This window comes from Agromyces sp. S2-1-8 (assembly GCF_021129215.1).
Taxonomy (GTDB): Bacteria; Actinomycetota; Actinomycetes; order Actinomycetales; family Microbacteriaceae; genus Agromyces; species Agromyces chromiiresistens.
Map to the genome: position 1 here is coordinate 1751443 of NZ_JAJOLP010000001.1, position 16927 is coordinate 1768369.

The 16927-nt window shown below is 73.1% G+C and carries 15 protein-coding genes; 9 read left to right on the forward strand and 6 right to left on the reverse strand.

Translation table 11 applies throughout. The features are described 5' to 3' along the window. Nucleotides 1-16: 16 nt before the first annotated feature. Complete coding sequence (locus LR269_RS07950; RefSeq protein WP_231430202.1) at nucleotides 17-1669, reverse strand: beta-N-acetylhexosaminidase; 1653 nt, start codon at nucleotides 1667-1669, stop codon at nucleotides 17-19. A gap of 312 nt (nucleotides 1670-1981) precedes the next feature. On the opposite strand from LR269_RS07950, the gene glyA reads away from it, so the two are divergent. From glyA to LR269_RS07975, 5 genes are all read left to right on the forward strand, one after another. After that, entirely contained in the window at nucleotides 1982-3256 is a 1275-nt protein-coding gene (gene glyA, locus LR269_RS07955) for a serine hydroxymethyltransferase (protein ID WP_275505514.1), read from the forward strand. A gap of 85 nt (nucleotides 3257-3341) precedes the next feature. After that, on the forward strand, nucleotides 3342-4226 hold the full coding sequence (locus LR269_RS07960; protein WP_231430204.1) for a bifunctional methylenetetrahydrofolate dehydrogenase/methenyltetrahydrofolate cyclohydrolase: 885 nt from the start codon (nucleotides 3342-3344) through the stop codon (nucleotides 4224-4226). A gap of 116 nt (nucleotides 4227-4342) precedes the next feature. After that, nucleotides 4343-5611 carry an acylneuraminate cytidylyltransferase gene (locus LR269_RS07965; RefSeq protein WP_231430205.1) on the forward strand — a complete coding sequence of 423 codons (1269 nt, stop codon included), beginning with the start codon at nucleotides 4343-4345 and terminating at the stop codon, nucleotides 5609-5611. Continuing rightward, nucleotides 5608-6486: an N-acetylneuraminate synthase family protein gene (locus tag LR269_RS07970; protein ID WP_231430206.1), complete on the forward strand. Its 879-nt coding sequence runs from the start codon at nucleotides 5608-5610 to the stop codon at nucleotides 6484-6486. Before LR269_RS07965 ends, LR269_RS07970 begins: the two co-directional genes overlap by 4 nt. Next, the gene (locus LR269_RS07975; RefSeq protein WP_231430207.1) at nucleotides 6483-8090 is read left to right on the forward strand and encodes a DUF6716 putative glycosyltransferase; all 1608 of its coding nucleotides are present in this window, start codon (nucleotides 6483-6485) and stop codon (nucleotides 8088-8090) included. Before LR269_RS07970 ends, LR269_RS07975 begins: the two co-directional genes overlap by 4 nt. A gap of 36 nt (nucleotides 8091-8126) precedes the next feature. Here the strand turns inward: LR269_RS07975 and LR269_RS07980 are convergent, their stop codons facing one another. Together LR269_RS07980 and LR269_RS07985 are read right to left on the reverse strand one after the other, a co-directional pair. Further along, nucleotides 8127-8660, reverse strand: coding sequence for a gamma carbonic anhydrase family protein (locus tag LR269_RS07980; protein ID WP_231430208.1), 534 nt, complete (start codon nucleotides 8658-8660; stop codon nucleotides 8127-8129). 9 nt (nucleotides 8661-8669) lie between these two features. Next, a complete protein-coding gene (locus LR269_RS07985; protein WP_231430209.1) occupies nucleotides 8670-9932 on the reverse strand; it encodes an APC family permease in 1263 nt (420 codons plus the stop codon). A gap of 83 nt (nucleotides 9933-10015) precedes the next feature. Here LR269_RS07985 and LR269_RS07990 point away from each other — a divergent pair, with 83 nt between their 5' ends. Together LR269_RS07990 and LR269_RS07995 are read left to right on the forward strand one after the other, a co-directional pair. Then, entirely contained in the window at nucleotides 10016-10531 is a 516-nt protein-coding gene (locus tag LR269_RS07990; RefSeq protein ID WP_231430210.1) for a YbaK/EbsC family protein, read from the forward strand. 262 nt (nucleotides 10532-10793) lie between these two features. Beyond that, nucleotides 10794-11447, forward strand: a complete 654-nt coding sequence (locus LR269_RS07995) for a helix-turn-helix transcriptional regulator (RefSeq protein WP_231430211.1) — start codon at nucleotides 10794-10796, stop codon at nucleotides 11445-11447. A gap of 32 nt (nucleotides 11448-11479) precedes the next feature. Here LR269_RS07995 and galK read toward each other — a convergent pair whose 3' ends face one another. Together galK and galT are read right to left on the reverse strand one after the other, a co-directional pair. Next, a complete protein-coding gene (galK, locus tag LR269_RS08000; protein WP_231430212.1) occupies nucleotides 11480-12634 on the reverse strand; it encodes a galactokinase in 1155 nt (384 codons plus the stop codon). Continuing rightward, entirely contained in the window at nucleotides 12631-13764 is a 1134-nt protein-coding gene (gene galT, locus LR269_RS08005) for a galactose-1-phosphate uridylyltransferase (protein WP_374201163.1), read from the reverse strand. The genes galK and galT overlap by 4 nt, the downstream gene beginning before the upstream one ends. A gap of 140 nt (nucleotides 13765-13904) precedes the next feature. On the opposite strand from galT, the gene LR269_RS08010 reads away from it, so the two are divergent. Both LR269_RS08010 and LR269_RS08015 read left to right on the forward strand, forming a co-directional pair. Beyond that, nucleotides 13905-14756, forward strand: a complete 852-nt coding sequence (locus tag LR269_RS08010; RefSeq protein WP_231430213.1) for a DeoR/GlpR family DNA-binding transcription regulator — start codon at nucleotides 13905-13907, stop codon at nucleotides 14754-14756. After that, a complete protein-coding gene (locus LR269_RS08015; protein WP_231430214.1) occupies nucleotides 14753-15685 on the forward strand; it encodes an aldose 1-epimerase family protein in 933 nt (310 codons plus the stop codon). The genes LR269_RS08010 and LR269_RS08015 overlap by 4 nt, the downstream gene beginning before the upstream one ends. Nucleotides 15686-15687: 2 nt before the next feature. On the opposite strand, the gene LR269_RS08020 is transcribed toward LR269_RS08015, so the two are convergent. Next, the gene (locus LR269_RS08020; RefSeq protein ID WP_231430215.1) at nucleotides 15688-16863 is read right to left on the reverse strand and encodes a MarP family serine protease; all 1176 of its coding nucleotides are present in this window, start codon (nucleotides 16861-16863) and stop codon (nucleotides 15688-15690) included. Between the last annotated feature and the right edge of the window lie 64 nt (nucleotides 16864-16927).

The window sequence follows — 16927 nt, forward strand, 5'->3', positions numbered from 1 at the left end:
CCCGAGGCATCCGCCGCTAGCCGGGCCAGTCGACCCCGCCGACCTCCCGGTAGGCGACGCCCAGCCCGTCGAGGTGGGCGCCGAGCGTCGTCAACCGTGAACGGAAGCCCTCCTCGTCGCGCGCGTCTGCGGGCGACCAGCCGACCTCGGCGATCGCGGCGATGCGTGGGAACACCATGAACTCGAAGTCGGCCGCGTTCGAGAGCGTCTCCGTCCAGACCGAGGCGGCGACGCCGAGGATGTCGGACTCGTCGAGCCCGTCGATCGTCGCCTCGGGCTGCCAGCCGTAGGCCTCCTCGAGCGTGATGGTGGCGGCCCAACGCGTGCCGAGCTCGGTGCCGAGCGGGCCCGCCGGACGGTCGGGGTACATCATGTCGAGGTAGGTCTTGTCGGCCGGCGCGAGCACGAGCCTGCCGCCCTGCTCGAGGAACGCATGCGCCTGGCCGGCCGACTCCGGATACGGGCGCGCGGGTTCGCCGCGCCGGTTCGCCGGCATCTCGTGGCCGGCGGTCAGGTCCCAGTAGTGCCCGATCGTGCCGGGCGGCAGTTCGGTCGAGGCCCCCATCTCGTGGTAGGCGATCACGGTCTTGCCCGTCGCCGCGGCGGCCGCCGTGATGCGACGCACGAGGTCGAGGTAGTCGTCGGGCTCGGTCGCGAGCGGCTCGTCGCCCCCGACATGGATCCACGGGCCGGGCGTCATCTCCGCCACCTCCGCGAGCACCTCGGTGAGGAAGCGATCGGTCGCCTCCGCGCGCGCCGGGGAGGCGCACAGCGACGAGAAGCCGACCTCGACGCCCTCGTACGGCTTCGGCGCGACACCGTCGCAGTTGAGCTCGGGGTACGCGCTGAGCGCCGCGTTCGTGTGCCCGGGCAGGTCGATCTCGGGCACCACGGTGATGAACCGGTCGGCGGCGTAGTCGACGATTCGGCGGTAGTCGTCCTTCGTGTAGAAGCCGCCGCCGTCGCCGCCGACCGAGGTCGACGCGCCGATGCCGGTGAGCTCCGGCCACGCGTCGATCTGGATGCGCCAGCCCTGGTCGTCGGTCAGGTGCAGGTGCAGCACGTTCATCTTCATGAGCGCCATGCGGTCGAGGTGCTGCTCGACGTAGTCGACGGGGAAGAAGTGGCGCGCAACGTCGACGAGCGAGGCCCGGTACGCGAACCGCGGCCGATCGACGATGGAGGCCGCGGGCACCTGCCAGCCGCCCTCGGGCTCGATCGGGTCGGCCTCCTCGATCTCGCCCGGCAGCATCTGCCGCAGCGACTGGGTGCCCCAGAACAGTCCGGCGGGTGCCGACGCGGCGATCCGCACGCCGTCGGCGCCGCTGTCGAGCGTGTAGCCCTCGTCGCCTTCGACCTCGGGGTCGATGACGAGCTCGATGTCGGATGCCTCGGCCGCGCCCTCTTCGACCGGCAGCTCGAACCCGGTCGCGGTGCGGAGCGGTGCGGCGAACGTCTCGGCGACGGCGGCGGCGCCGTCGCCGGAGACGACGAGCCGGGTGCGCTCGCCGAGGGTGAATGCGCCCCGGTCGGTGAGCTCGAACCGCGCGGGCGCCGGCACGATGCCGGAGAACTCGGCCTTCGCGTCCGATTCAGCCGAGCAGCCCGACAGCACGAGGAGCGATGCCGTCGCGACGGCCACGGCGGTGCGGACGGCGGCGTTCGGCATCTTTGCCCCTCCCAATCGAAAGACAGGAATCTTGACGAAATCGTCTCGTCGGACATCCTGCCACGGGACGACGGGCGTGCGGAAGAGCCGCCGGCTCCCGGTGCCGCATCCCGACGGCCTTGTCACGTCGCGAGCGGCGGCGGCAGGAGGCATCCATTGCTATGCTTGCGTCGTCGCGACTGGCGTTGAGATGGATTCCCATCGGGGAGCGACTGGCACGGACCGACCGCACGCCTGGGCCGGTACGCCTGCTTGCTGCGCGAGTCGCAGCGGCAGCACCCCCTAGGTCCGTATGTCATGAAGGAGCCAGTCTTGGCCGAATCCGTCTTCAACGCGCCCCTCTCCGAGGTCGACCCCGAGATCGCCGAAGTTCTCGAACTCGAACTCGGTCGCCAGCGCGACTACCTCGAGATGATCGCGAGCGAGAACTTCGTTCCCGTCTCGGTGCTGCAGTCGCAGGGCTCCGTGCTCACCAACAAGTACGCCGAGGGCTACCCCGGTCGTCGCTACTACGGCGGCTGCGAGTACGTCGACGTCGCCGAGTCGCTCGCCATCGAGCGCGCGAAGTCGCTCTTCGGCGCCGAGTACGCCAACGTGCAGCCGCACTCGGGCGCGACCGCGAACGCGGCCGTGCTGAGCGCGATCGCGACGCCGGGCGACACCATCCTCGGCCTCGAGCTCGCCCACGGCGGCCACCTCACCCACGGCATGAAGCTCAACTTCTCGGGCAAGCTCTACAACGCCGTCGCCTACGGCGTCGACCCCGAGACCTTCCTCGTCGACATGAACGTCGTCCGCGAGAAGGCCCTCGAGCACCGCCCGCAGGTCATCATCGCCGGCTGGTCGGCGTACCCACGCCAGCTCGACTTCGCCGCGTTCCGCGAGATCGCCGACGAGGTCGGCGCGAAGCTCTGGGTCGACATGGCGCACTTCGCGGGCCTCGTGGCCGCGGGCCTGCACCCGAACCCGGTGCCCTTCGCCGACGTCGTGTCGTCGACCGTGCACAAGACGATCGGCGGCCCCCGCTCGGGCTTCATCCTCTCGCGCGACATGGAGCTCGCGAAGAAGCTCAACTCGAACGTGTTCCCCGGCCAGCAGGGCGGCCCGCTCATGCACGTCATCGCCGCAAAGGCCACCGCGTTCAAGATCGCCGCCTCGGCCGAGTTCAAGGACCGCCAGGAGCGCACGCTGCGCGGCGCCGCGATCCTCGCCGACCGCCTGACCGCCGACGACTCGCGCGCGGCCGGCGTCGACGTGCTCACGGGCGGCACCGACGTGCACCTCGTGCTCGCCGACCTCCGCAACTCGAAGATCGACGGCCAGCAGGCCGAAGACCTGCTGCACGAGGCGCTCATCACCGTCAACCGCAACGCGGTGCCGTTCGACCCGCGCCCGCCGATGGTCACGTCGGGCCTGCGCATCGGCACCCCGGCGCTCGCGACTCGGGGCTTCGGCGACGCCGAGTTCACCGAGGTCGCCGACATCATCGCGCTGACGCTGCAGGGCGAGGCGGATGTCGCGGCGCTCCGCGCCCGGGTCGAGGCGCTCACCGCCGCCTTCCCGCTCTACCCCGGCCTGCAGCAGTAGGCCGCGCCGGTCGGGGCGGCGGACGTCGCCCCGGCCGGACCGACCCCGTCGCATCCGTTCACCCGCTCGCCCACCGAGGAGCACCATGACCGCCATCACGCTCGACGGGGTCGCCACGGCGTCCGCCGTGAAGCACGAGCTCGCCGCACGCATCGCCGAACTGAAGGCCCGCGGCGTCACGCCCGGCCTCGGCACGCTGCTCGTCGGCGACGACCCGGCGTCGCGCTCGTACGTCGCGGGCAAGCACCGCGACTGCGCCGAGGTGGGCATCGAGTCGATCCGCGTCGACCTGCCGGCCACGGCGACCGCGGCCGACGTGCGCGCGGCGATCAGCGACCTCAACGCCGCAGCCGAGGTGACCGGGTACATCGTGCAGCTGCCGCTGCCCGCCGGGCACGACGAGAACGCGATGCTCGAGCTCATCGATCCCGACAAGGACGCCGACGGGCTGCACCCCACGAACCTCGGCCGCCTCGTGCTCGGCATCGAGGGCGAGCTGCACTCGCCGTTGCCGTGCACGCCCGCGGGCATCGTGGAGATGCTGCAGCGCTACGACGTGCCGATCAGAGGACGCCACGTCACGGTCATCGGGCGCGGCCTCACCGTCGGCCGGCCCCTGGGCCTGCTGTTCACGCGCAAGGGCCTCGACGCCACCGTCACCCTCACGCACTCGCGCACGCAGGACCTCGCGGCCGAGGTGCGCCGCGCCGACATCGTCGTGGCCGCCGTCGGCGTGCCCCACCTCGTGAAGCCCGACTGGATCAAGCCCGGCGCTGCGGTGCTCGACGTCGGCATCACCCGCGTGCAGGACGAGGAGACCGGCAAGGGCCGGCTCACGGGCGACGTCGACCCCGCCGTCGCAGCGGTCGCGGGACACCTCTCGCCCAACCCGGGCGGCGTGGGCCCCATGACCCGCGCGATGCTGCTCGCGAACGTCGTGAAGGCGGCGGAGCAGGGCCTGCAGCGCTGATCCGCGCCGGGGCGGATGCCCCTGGCACGCGATCTGTGGGCGGCGATGCCCGACCGTTCACCGGTGCGCAACGCGCGCGCCACCCCGGCGCCACCTCGGATCCGTAGCCTGCCCGCATGGCCGAGTCGAAGACCGATCAGCGCGGCGTCGCCGTCGCGATCATTCCGGCGCGCGGCGGGTCGAAGGGCCTGCCGGGCAAGAACCTGATGCGCCTCGGCGGGGTCTCCCTCGTCGGTCGCGCCGTCGCGGCCGCGCATGCCGCACGCAGCGTCGGCGCGGTCGTGGTCACGACCGACGACGACGAGATCGCACGTGTGGCGCGCGCCGCCGGGGCGACCGTCGTCGACCGGCCGGCCGACCTCTCGGGCGACACGGCGTCGAGCGAATCGGCGCTGCTGCACGCACTCGACGAGCTCGAGGCCCGGGGCCCGCTGCCCGCGGTCACGCTCTTCGTGCAGGCGACATCGCCGTTCATCGACCCGTCGGATCTCGACGCCGCGGTCGCACGGGTCGTGAGCCACGAGGCCGACAGCGTGTTCGCGGCGGTCGAGAGCCACGCCTTCGTGTGGCGCGCCGCCGGCGACGGCTCGGTGTTCGGCGCCAACCACGACGCCGCGGTGCGCCACCGCAGGCAGGAGCGCGAACCGGAGTTCCGCGAGACCGGCGCGTTCACCGCGATGCGGACGGCGGGCTTCCGCGCGGCACGGCACCGCTTCTTCGGCCGGATCGCGCCGCAGGTCGTGCCCCAGCTGCACGGCGTCGACATCGACACCGCCGCCGACCTCGTGGTCGCGCGGGCGCTCGTCGAGCTCATCGACCGGCCGGCACGCGTCGTCGACGTCGACGCCGTCGTCACCGACTTCGACGGGGTGCACACCGACGACACCGCCTGGATCGACACGGAGGGACGCGAGCTCGTCCGCGTCAGCCGCAGCGACGGGCAGGGCGTCGCCCGCCTCCGCGCGGCGGGCGTTCCGGTGCTCGTGCTCTCGGCCGAGACGAACCGCGTGGTGACCGCGCGAGCGGCCAAGCTGCGGGTCGACGTGCTCCAGGGCATGCACGACAAGGCCCCCGCGCTCGCCGAATGGGCCGAGGCCCGAGGCATCCCGCTCGCACGCATCGCCTACCTCGGCAACGACGTCGGCGACCTGCCGGCGATGGCGCTCGTCGGGTGGCCGCTCGCCGTCGCCGATGCGGTGCCCGCGGTGCGCGACGCCGCCCGCCTCGTGCTCGAGGCCGGGGGCGGCGACGGCGCGGTGCGCGAGCTCGCCGAGCTCGTGCTCGCGGCCCGCGACGGTGCGACCGGCGCAGCACCCCACGAACGAGCCGCCACTGCGGCCGAACCCTCCGCACACCGAACAGCACCGCAGGGAGCCCTCGCATGAACACCGTCCGCATCGGCCGTTCGTCGGTCGGCCCGGGTCAGCCCGTGTACGTCATCGGCGAGATCGGCCTGAACCACAACGGCGACGTCGAGATCGCGAAGCGCCTGATCGACGTCGCCGCCGAGGCGGGTGCGCAGGCGGTCAAGTTCCAGAAGCGCACGCCCGAGATCGCAACGCCCGAGCACATGCGGGATGTCTCGCGTGAGACCCCGTGGGGCACGATGAGCTACCTCGACTACCGGTACCGGGTCGAGTTCGGCGAGTCGGAGTACCTCGAGATCGCGTCGTACGCGATGCGCTCGGGGCTCGACTGGTTCGCCTCGCCGTGGGACGTGCCGTCGGTCGCGTTCCTCGAGCGCCTCGACGTCGTCGCGCACAAGGTCGCCTCGGCCTCGATCACCGACCTCGCCCTGCTCGAGGCGATCGCCGCGACCGGCAAGCCCGTCATCTGCTCGACCGGCATGTCCACCCTCGACGAGATCGATCGGGCGGTCGAGGTGCTCGGCACCGAGCGCCTGGTGCTCATGCACGCGACCTCGAGCTACCCGATGCCGCCCGAGGAGGCGAACCTCCTCGTGATCGACGCGCTGCGACGCCGCTACCCGGGTGTCCCGGTCGGGTACTCGGGGCATGAGCGCGGCCTCCAGATCTCGCTCGCCGCGGTCGCACTCGGCGCCGTCGCCGTCGAACGGCACATCACGCTCGACCGGGCGATGTGGGGGTCGGACCAGGCCGCATCGCTCGAGCCGACCGGCTTCGATCACCTGGTGCGCGACATCAGGGTGATCGGCGACGCGATGGGCGACGGTGCGAAGCGCGTGTTCCCGGGCGAGGAGGCGCCGCGCGCGAAGCTGCGACGGGTGCCGGCGCTGTGAACGCGGGTTCGGCGGGCGGACCAGCGCGTCGCGCCGTCACGGAGGCCTCTGGCGCGCCCGAGGCACGTCGTCGCCTCGTGGTCGTCGCCGACTCCGACTCGTACGTCAAGTGGGGAGCGGCGTTCGCGACACGCCTGCCGGCCGGCTGGGATGCCGAGCTCATCGTGGTGACGACGCCCGTGATGCCGAGCGACCGGCAGCTCGGCGCCGCGCTCGCCGGCTCGTCGTTCCATGCGAAGGGCGTGCGCCGGCTCGACCTGGCGTCGCTCGAGCGACGCCTCGCCGCCCGCCGGCCGGATGCCGTGCTGCTCGCACTGCGCGGTCCCTTCGTGCGGGTCGTCGCGCCGATCGTCGCGGCGCTGCCCGGGAGGCCGGTCCTGCTGAGCGGCTTCCCGGGGCTCACGATCCCGGCGGTCCCGAAGGCGGTGGTCTACCGCGAACAGGTCGATCTCGTCGTGCTCCACAGTCGCCGCGAGGTGCGCGAGTTCGAGCAGCTGGCCGCGGGGCTCGGCGTGCGGGTCGGGTTCGGGCTCGCGACGCTGCCGTTCCTCACGGCGCGCCGACGCGGCGCATCGCCGGGTGACGGGGATGCCGCGCCGGTGACGCCGCACGTGGCGTCTGCGCCGGTGGCGGCCTTCGCGTCGACGTCGGCATCGACGCCGCCCGACGGCGACCTCGTGTTCGCCGCCCAGGCGAAGGTGCCGGCCGAGCGCGACGACCGGGTGCGCATGCTCGGCCTGCTCGCGGATGCCGCGCGGCGGCGGCCGACCCGACGGGTCGTCGTCAAGGTCAGGGCTCGGCGCGGCGAGGCGCAGACCCACGCGGAGGCGCACGACTACGCCGACCTCCTCGCCGATCCCGAGGTACGCGCCCGCCTCGGCGGCGTCCCGCCGAACCTGGTCGTCGAGGACGGGCCCATGGCGAAGCACCTCGGACGCGCGTCGATGCTCGTCACGGTGAGTTCGACGGCCGTGCTCGAAGCGGTGGCCGCCGGGGTGCCCGCGATCGTCGTCGACGAGTTCGGCGTCGGCCCGAAGCTGATCAACACGGTGTTCGCTGGCAGCGGGCTGTTCGGCGACGGCGCGGCGGTCGCGGAGTGGGTGGCGAAGCCGCCGGCCGAAGGTTGGCTCGTCGACAACTACTTCCACGGCGAGGCCTTCGACGACTGGTCCGATCGGCTCGAGGAACTGCTCGACCGGCGTGCGGCCGGACTGCTGCCGGCGCCGACTCGACGGCACGACCTCGTCGGCGGTGCGGTGCGTCGGGCGTTCGAGCGGAAGCGGATGCTCGGGCCGTACGATCGGTCGGTCGCCGGGGCGCTGTCGATGGTCGTCGCGGTGCCGACGCGGTGGGCGGTGCGCCGGGTGCGCGCGGTGCGGCGTGCGTTGCCGGGCGGTTCGCGGGCGGGGTCGTCCTCCGCGATCGCGCACGCCGTGCTCGCCGGCTCCATGCCGGCCGACGGGGTGCTCACGGACCCCGTGCGGAGCGAGCGATCGGTCACGACGCGGCCGGGCACCGAGTCGATCCACCGTGAGCAGGGAATGCTCGAATCGATGCCGTCGGGCGAAGCGCGCGCCGACGCGGCGCTGTCCGACGCGGCGTAGTCCGACGGTGGCGGCGCCGCCGATCGCAGTGCCGGGTCAGGCGCCGGCGCTGTGCTCGCCGACGTGCTGCAGGTACGAGGCGGCGTTGCGGCGGATGCCCTCGCGTTCGGCGTCGCTGAGTTCGCGGCGCACCTTCGCGGGCACCCCGGCGACGAGCGAGCCGGGCGGCACGATCGTGCCCTCGAGCACGACCGCACCGGCCGCGACGAGCGAGCCGGCGCCGATGACCGCGCCGTTGAGCACGGTGGCGTTCATGCCGACGAGGCTGTCGTCTTCGACGGTGCACCCGTGCAGCACGGCGCCGTGGCCGACCGAGACCCGACGGCCGACGGTGAGCGGGTAGCCGGCGTCGACGTGGCAGACGACCGTGTCCTGCAGGTTCGACGCCTCGCCGAGCACGATCGGCTCGGCCTCGGCGCGCAGCACCGCGTTGTACCAGACGCTCGAATCCGCCTCGAGGCGAACGTCGCCGACGATCACGGCGCCGGCCGCGACGAACGCGCTGTCGGCGACGGCGGGGGCGGCGATGCCGGCCAGTGGGATGAGGCGTGCGCTGGGATCGACGGACATGGCGACAGCCTATCGGCGGCGGCTGCGGCGCCTTCGGATCGCCTGGGTCACGAGGCGCCAGGCGACGCCGACGACGAAGACGGCGACGCCCGCCGCGATCGCGCCAGGCGGCAGCGTGACGACGAGCACGATGCAGCCGATCGCGCCGAGCACCGACAGCGCGCGGGGGACGCGGCGTTCGTTCGCGGGCTGGGTGATCGCGGCGAGGTTGGCGACGAGGTAGTAGCCGAGCACGCCGAACGACGAGAAGCCGATCGCCTGGCGCAGGTCGACGGTGAGCACGAGGGCGACGACCGCCACCGCGACGACGATCTCGGCGACGTGCGGCACCCGGTACCGCGAATGCACCGAGGCGAGCGGTCGCGGAAGCTCGTCGTCGCGGGCCATGGCGAGCGCGGTGCGGCCGAGGCCGGCGATGAGCGCGAGGAGGGCGCCGAGTGCGGCGGCGGCCGCGCCGACGCGCACGATCGGGGCGGCCCAGGTCCAGCCGACGTCGTCGACGAGGTCGACGAGCGGTGCGGTCGACGTCGCGAGCGCATCGGCGCCGAGGGTGGCGAGCAGGACGGAGCCGATGAGGGCGTAGAGCGCGACCGCGATGCCGAGGGCGACCGGGATGGCGCGCGGGATCGTCCGGGCGGGGTCGCGCACCTCCTCGCCGAGGGTCGCGATGCGCGCGTAGCCGGCGAAGGCGAAGAAGAGGAGGCCCGCCGACTGCAGGATGCCGGGCCAGCCGGCATCGAGCAGCCCGTCGAGGGGGATGCCGCGCTGGAGGAGCGGACCGGCGCCGGCCGCGATGACGAGCAGCAGCACCGAGATCACGGCCGCGACGATGATGCTCGCGGCCCGGGCCGTGCGGGTGATGCCGCGGAGGTTGACGGCGGCGAGCACGATGACGGCCGCGGCGGCGACGGGTCGCTGCCATGCCGTCGGGACGAGGTACGCGGCGAACGTCATGGCCATCGCGGCGCAGCTCGCGGTCTTGCCGACGACGAACCCCCAACCGGCGAGGAATCCGGGCCATGCTCCGAGCCGCTCGCGCCCGTAGCGGTAGGCGCCGCCCGACTCGGGGTAGCGCGCAGCGAGCTGCGCGGTGGAGCTCGCATTCGCGAAGGCGACGATCGCGGCGATCGCGAGGCCGACGAGCAGCCCCTCGCCGGCGGCGGCAGCGGCGGGGGCGTACGCGGCGAAGACGCCGGCGCCGATCATGGCGGCGAGGCCGATCACGACGGCGTCGCGGAGCCCGAGTCGGCGGGCGAGCGAAGGCTGTGGCACGCGCGCACTCTACGCCATCGGGGTGTCGCACCCGTGTCTCGGCTCAGCGCGGCACCAGCCGCGACGCGCCATAGGATCGGGAGATGAGCTCACCCGCTTCCGCCCCGTCGCATGCTGCCGTCGACCGCGTCGCCGCGGCCCTCGCCGCGCAGGGACTCGAGCCCGAGATCGTGTGGTTCGACGACGCCGTGACGACCGCCCAGCTCGCGGCCGACGCGCTCGGCGTCGAGGTCGGCCAGATCGCCAACTCGCTCGTGTTCACGCTCGATGACGAACCGATCCTCGTGCTCACGTCGGGCGCCCATCGCGTCGACACCGAGTGGCTGGGATCGGAGCTCGGCGGCGTCATCCGGCGAGCGTCGAAGGAGACCGTGAAGGCGGCGACCGGCCAGGTGATCGGCGGCGTCGCGCCGCTCGGCCACCCCGCTCCGGTGCGCACGATCGTCGACACCGACCTCGCCGCCCACCCCGTCGTGTGGGCCGCCGCCGGGCACGCCAAGACCGTGTTCCCCACCACCTTCGACGACCTCGTCCGCATCACCGGCGGCACGCCCCGCGCCGTCGAGCCCGCCCGAGAATCGGCCGCCGAGTCAGCCTGACCGGAATCGCGCGGCATCCGCGCGCCACGGCGGAACTTCCCTGCGGCCCACAGGCCTGCGTTTGCGCTGCATCCCGCTCGCGGCCGGCTTCCACGCCGATGTCGATCCCGCTCCCGCGACTACGACACTGAGTCGCAGGGCGATTCAGTGTCGTAGTCGCGCCGAGGGAATCACGACGGCGTGATGGATGTGGGTGGCGAGCAGGACACTGCCTCCTGAGAGCACCTGCAGTGGCGCAGGTTGCGCCCGGGGCGGAGGACCGATGGAGAAGAGCGGAGGACCGCTGGAGGGGAGACGGAGCGACGGGGAACCCGTCGCTGCGCAGACCCCTCGATTCGATGTGGTCGGCGTGGTCCTCAGGGTTCGTCGACAGCTCGACCTGAGCCAACGAGACCTCGCACGACGGTTGGGCGTCAGCCACGCGGCGATCGCACGTGTCGAGGCGAATCGGAACGGCATCGACGTGGCCGACCTCGAGCGGCTCGTCGGCCTCGCGGGGATGCGTCTCGCGGTGCTGGACGAGTCGGGCGCCGAGATGGCCCCGATTCCGCCCGACTGGGTGCGCGACAACGCCGGACGGCGTCTGCCCGTTCATCTCGACGTGCGCCCGCCCGACGACCGCCCACGCTCGAGGCTCACCGATATCCACTACGACCGTGCCGAGCCGAACGCCTGGTACCACCATCGAGCGCACCGTGATGAGCGGCGCGCCCGCGGTCTCCATGCGGTGAACGACGATGGGCCGACCACGAGCGCCCTCAGGTTCGAGGCGCAGCGACGCCTTCGAGACCGACTCGAGCGTGCCGCATCCCTCGCGAGACGCGATCCGATACTGCTCGACGATTGTCGTTGTCGTGTCGACTGCTGGGAGGCCGGCGACTGTGCGGCCGACTGCGATTGCGAGTGCGGCACCTGATCCGGAGGCGACGCGACTCCGGTCGGCGCCGATCAGGCGTCCCGGCGGGCGCCCTCCGATGCGCGAACCGTGAAGACGATGGGTGCGCGGTAGCCGTGGTCGGCGAAGGCCGCGGTCACCGCGCGGGTCACGTCGGGAACGAGGGCCTCGGGGACGAGCGCGATCGCCGAACCGCCGAAGCCTCCGCCCGTCATGCGGGCGCCGATCGCGCCCGACGACTGCGCGGTCGCCACGGCGAGGTCGAGTTCCGGCACCGAGATCTCGAAGTCGTCGCGCATCGACACGTGCGAGGCATCCAGCAGGGAGCCGATCGCCCCCGCCCCGTGCTCCCGCAGCGTGCGCACGGTGTCGAGCACCCGCTGGTTCTCGGTCACGACGTGGCGCACCCGACGGAACGTCTCGTCGTCGAGCACCTCGGCCGCGCGGGAAAGGCCGTCGACCCGCAGGTCGCGCAACGACTCCACGCCGAGGCTCCGGGCACCCGCCTCGCACGACGCCCGACGCGCGGCGTAGCCGCCCGAGGCGTGGGCGTGCGCCACGCGGGTGTCGACCACGAGGAGCGAGAGGTCCTCGGCCTCCAGGCCGAGCGGGATCACGTCGGCGTCGAGGCTGCGGCAGTCGAGGAACACCGCCGAGTCGGCTGCGCCCAGCAGCGAGGCCGTCTGGTCCATGATGCCCGTCGGGGCGCCGACCACGCGGTTCTCGGCGAGGCGGCCGACCTTCGCGAGCGTGGGGCGGTCGAGACCGAGCCCCCAGTGCTCGTCGAGCGCGAGCGCGACCGCGCACTCGATCGCCGCCGAGCTCGACAGGCCCGCACCGATCGGCACGTCCGAGGTGATGTAGAGGTCGACCCCGCGGGCGTGGTCGAGATCGGCGCCGAACTCCCGCAGCGCCCACGCGACGCCGAGCGGGTAGGCGGCCCACCCCGACACGGCGTCGGGAGTGAGGTCGTCGAGGCCGATCTCGACCGCCTCGGGCTCGTGGCTCGTCGCCACGCGCAGCACCCGGTCGTCGCGGTCGCCGAGCGCGACCGTCGTGCGACGGTCGATCGCGAAGGGGAACACGAAGCCGTCGTTGTAGTCGGTGTGCTCGCCGATCAGGTTCACGCGGCCGGGCGCCGACCACACCCCGGCCGGCCGTCGGCCGAACCACTCGGCGAATCCGTGGGCGGCGTCGGCGACGGTCATTCTGCGACTCCTTCGATCGCGGCGCGCAGCGCCTCGGCCTGTGCTTCGGGCGGGACATCCCCGACCCATGCTCCCATCGCGGCCTCGGAGCCGGCGAGGTACTTCAGCTTGTCGGCGCCGCGGCGCGGGCTCGTGAGCTGCAGCATGAGCCGCACCTCGTCGCGACGCTCGTGCACCGGCGCCTGGTGCCAGGCCGCGATGTACGGCGTCGGCGTCTCGTAGAGCCGGTCGACGCCGCGCAGGAGCCGCCGGTAGAGCACCGCGAGCTCGTCCCGCTCGTCGAGGTTCGTCGCCGCGAGGTCGGGCACGTGACGGTGGGGGAGCAGGTGCACCTCGATCGGCCAGCGGGCCGCGAACGGCACGAACGCGCTCCAGTGCTCGCCCTCGAGCACGATGCGCGGGCCGCCGCGTTCCCGCTCGAGCAGGTCGGCGAAGAGTCCGGGGCCGTAGCCGTCGATCGAGGCGAGCAGTCGTTCGGTGCGCGGCGTCACATAGGGGTAGGCGTAGATCTGACCGTGCGGATGCCCGAGCGTCACGCCGATCTCGCGGCCGCGATTCTCGAACGGGAAGACCTGCTGCACCCCGGGCAGCCCCGAGAGCTCGGCCGTGCGGTGCGCCCACGCCTCGATCACGGTTCGGGCGCGAGAGACCGGCTGCGTGCCGAACGAGCCCTCGTGCTCGGGGCTGAAGCAGACCACCTCGCACCTGCCGACCGAGGGCAGGCGGCGCTCGAGGCCGACGCGGCGGAGCCCGGCGAGCCCGCCTTCGGCGCCCTGAGCCGGCCGAATGGCGGGCCCGAACGACGGCGACCGGTTCTCGAACACCGCGACGTCGTACCGGCTCGGGATCTCGGACGGGTTGCCCGGCGACTGCGGCGCGAGCGGGTCGAGCTCGGCGGGCGGGAGCACGACCCGGTTCTGGCGGGCCGCGGCGATCGAGATCCACTCGCCGGTGAGCACGTCCTGCCGCATCTCGGCCGTCGCCGGGCGAGGGCCGAGCTCGCGCTCGTCGATCGACCGCTCGTCGGGCAGCGTCGTGTCGACGTCGTCGAAGTAGATCAGCTCGCGACCGTCGGCGAGTGTCGTGCGTCGTACGGCGATGCGGGGGTCGACGGCGTGCTGGTCGACGATGCGCGGGGCGCCGGTGGGCGTCGAGGACGCCTCGGCGGGGTCACGGGTCTCGGTCACGCCGCACACCCTACGCGACTTTCGTTTCGCAAACAAACCACTTTCGTATTGCAAAGTCAGGTGGGAAGCCGCATGATTCCCCTATGAGCGACCAACCACGGCTCGACGCCCAGGTCGACGCGCCCCGCCGCCGTGAGCTCGCGCGAGCCCTCGTCGCCGAGCGCGGGTTCGTGCGCGTCGCCGAGCTGAGCCGCGCCTTCGGCGTGACGACCGTCACCGCCCGTGCCGACCTCGACGCGCTCGAACGCCAGGGCATGATCCGCCGGGTGCACGGCGGCGCCGTGCCCGCCGGCGCTCCCGGCGTCGACCGGCCCGAACGCGAGCCGAGCTTCGAGGAGGCGCTCGAGGCGTCCGTCGAACCGAAGCGCCGCATCGGAGCGCACGTGGCCGGTCTCGTGCGCAGCGGGCAGAGCCTCATCCTCGACGTCGGCACCACGACCCTGCAGGTCGCGCGCGCGCTGAAGCAGCGCAGCGACCTCGACGACGTCGTCGTGTTCACTAACGGCCTCTCGATCGCCCTCGAGCTCGAGTCCGAGATCCCGAGGTTCCAGGTCGTCGTCACGGGAGGCACGCTGCGTCCTCGCCAGCACTCGCTCGTCGACCCGCTCGCCGGCTCGATGCTGCGCGACGTGCACGTCGACCTCGCCGTCATCGGCTGCAACGGGGTCGATCCGGTGCACGGCGTCACCAATGCGAACCTGCCCGAGGCGCAGGTGAAGGCGCTCATGCTGCAGCGGGCGGCGCGAGCCGTCGTCGTCGCCGACGGGTCGAAGGTCGGCGAGGTGCACCTCGGTCGCGTCGGCCCCGTCGACGCGTTCGACGAGCTCGTCACGGATGCCTCGGCGCCGCACCCGGTCGTCGCCGAACTGGAGGAGGCCGGACTCGCGGTCGTCACCGCGCACGCACCCGATGCAGACCATAGAGTTGGTCCATGACCCTTCCCACGGGCGAGCAGTTCGAGCTCGAGACGACGACGTCGAGCGGTGAGATCCGGGCCACCGTCACGGCCGTCGCCGCCGGGCTCCGCAGCCTCAGCATCAACGGCATCGACCTCGTTCCCGCCTACGGCGAAGACCAGTCGCCGCCGATGGGCGCCGGCATCGTGCTCGCGCCGTGGCCGAACCGCATCCGCGACGGCCGGTGGAGCCACGACGGCGTCGACCACCAGCTCGCGATCACGGAGCCGGCCCGCGGCAACGCGATCCACGGGCTGCTGCGCTACACCGAGTACAGCGCCGTCGACCGAGAGCGCGACTCGGTGACGCTCGCCGCGCGCATCTACCCGCAGCTCGGCTACCCGTTCCTGCTCGGCACCGCCGTGCACTACGAGCTCGTCGCCGACGGCCTGCGCGTCACGCACTTCGTCGAGAACCTCGGCGCCGACACGGCCCCCGTCGCGCTCGGCACCCATCCGTACCTCAAGATCGGCGGCGTCCGCACCGAAGACCTGGTCCTGCGTCTCGACGCCGCGAGCCACATCGAGGTCGACGAGCGCCTGCTGCCGACCGGCGAGGTCCCGGTCGACGGCACCGAGTGGGACTTCCGCGAAGGACGCCGGGTCGGCGACGTGCAGCTCGACGACGCGTTCGGCGAGCTCGCGAGCGACGACGGCCAGGTGCTGCACACGCTCACCGCACCCGACGGGCGCAGCGTGTCGGTGTGGGCCGACGACGAGTTCGGCTACGTGCAGGTCTACACCTCGCGGGAGTACCCGGGCGAGGGCGGCGACGTCGCGATCGCGATCGAGCCGATGACCGCGCCGGCCGAGGCGTTCAACTCCGGCCGCGGCCTGCGGTGGCTCGGCCCGGGCGAGGAATGGCAGATCAGCTGGGGCATCCGCTTCGAGGGCTTCTCAGCCGACTGACCTCACGCGGCGCACGCCCCCGAATCGACCGGGTCGTCGAGGGCGGATGCCTCCGCCGCGAGCGGCGCGAGCGTCGACACGGGAACCGCGAACCCCACCGTCGCGACGGTCTCGGACCGGGCGAACACGACGCCGGCGACCTCGCCGTCGACGTCGAGCACCGGCCCGCCCGAGTTGCCGGGATCGACGTCGGCCGACAGCGTCATGACGTCGCGCGTCGACGTCGCGCCGTCGGTCGAGATCGTGAGCGGTCCGCTCGCCGCGACGCGCGCCGGTCTGAGTTCCAGCGGCCCGCCGAACGGGTACCCCGCGACGGCGACCTCGTCGCCGACGGCGGGTTCGTCGATGGGCAGCGCCGGGGCGTCGAGCCCGTCGACCGCGATGACCGCGAGGTCGTGCTCGGGGTCGAACGCGACGACCCGGCCGGCGACGGCGGGGAGCCCCGGCGCTTCGACGATCGGTTCGTCGACGCCCGCGACGACGTGCGCGTTCGTCACGATGCGGTCGTCGGCGACGACGAACCCCGACCCCGACACGTTGCTGCCGCACCGGAACGCCGTGCCCGTGATGCGCACGACCGACCGCGACGCCTCGGCGATCGCGGGCGAGTCGACGCCGCCCTGCGGCGGCGGCTCGGTCGGCAGCGGCGTGTCGAGCACGTCGACGAGCCACGGCAGCCCCTCTCCGAGCGCCGCGGCACGGAGCTCGGCCATGGCCGACCTCGCCGGCGGCGGCGTCACCTGGTCGAGCGCCCGGACGACGGTCGATCCGGCCACGGCGGGCGAGAGCACCGGAACGCCCATCGCCGCGACGCCCGATGCGACGAGGGCGACGACGAACGCGGTCACGATGAGGTTGCCGACCAGACCCAGCGCCCGGTCGAGCACGCCGAGCTTCACCCGGTGCGCGCCGCGGCGGAGCGCACGGCCCACGATCGCGCCGAGCCAGGCGCCGAGCGACAGCAGCACGAGCGCCACGGCGATCGCGACCGGCGCGCGCAGCTCGGGCAGGGGCACGAGCCCGGCGAGCCAGGGCATCGCGAACCAGGCGGCGATGCCGCCCGCGATGAGCCCGATGAGGCCCGCGGCGGTGCGCAGCAGCCCCGCACGCCAGCCGTTCACGGCGGCTCCGATGAAGACGAGCACGAGCAGGATGTCGAGCACGAGGCTCCAGCTCACGGATCCTCCTCCCGTCGGGGCATGCTGGCGGTCGTTTGGAGTCCAGCCTGCGGCATCCGACTCG

Coding starts and splice junctions, on each gene's coding strand:
- LR269_RS07995 (WP_231430211.1), top strand. CDS start 10,794: ATGGAGAAGAGCGGAGGACCGCTGGAGGGGAGACGGAGCGACGGGGAA.
- LR269_RS08015 (WP_231430214.1), top strand. CDS start 14,753: ATGACCCTTCCCACGGGCGAGCAGTTCGAGCTCGAGACGACGACGTCG.
- LR269_RS07970 (WP_231430206.1), top strand. CDS start 5,608: ATGAACACCGTCCGCATCGGCCGTTCGTCGGTCGGCCCGGGTCAGCCC.
- LR269_RS07965 (WP_231430205.1), top strand. CDS start 4,343: ATGGCCGAGTCGAAGACCGATCAGCGCGGCGTCGCCGTCGCGATCATT.
- LR269_RS08010 (WP_231430213.1), top strand. CDS start 13,905: ATGAGCGACCAACCACGGCTCGACGCCCAGGTCGACGCGCCCCGCCGC.
- LR269_RS07990 (WP_231430210.1), top strand. CDS start 10,016: ATGAGCTCACCCGCTTCCGCCCCGTCGCATGCTGCCGTCGACCGCGTC.
- LR269_RS07960 (WP_231430204.1), top strand. CDS start 3,342: ATGACCGCCATCACGCTCGACGGGGTCGCCACGGCGTCCGCCGTGAAG.
- LR269_RS07980 (WP_231430208.1), bottom strand. CDS start 8,660: ATGTCCGTCGATCCCAGCGCACGCCTCATCCCACTGGCCGGCATCGCC.
- LR269_RS07950 (WP_231430202.1), bottom strand. CDS start 1,669: ATGCCGAACGCCGCCGTCCGCACCGCCGTGGCCGTCGCGACGGCATCG.
- galK (WP_231430212.1), bottom strand. CDS start 12,634: ATGACCGTCGCCGACGCCGCCCACGGATTCGCCGAGTGGTTCGGCCGA.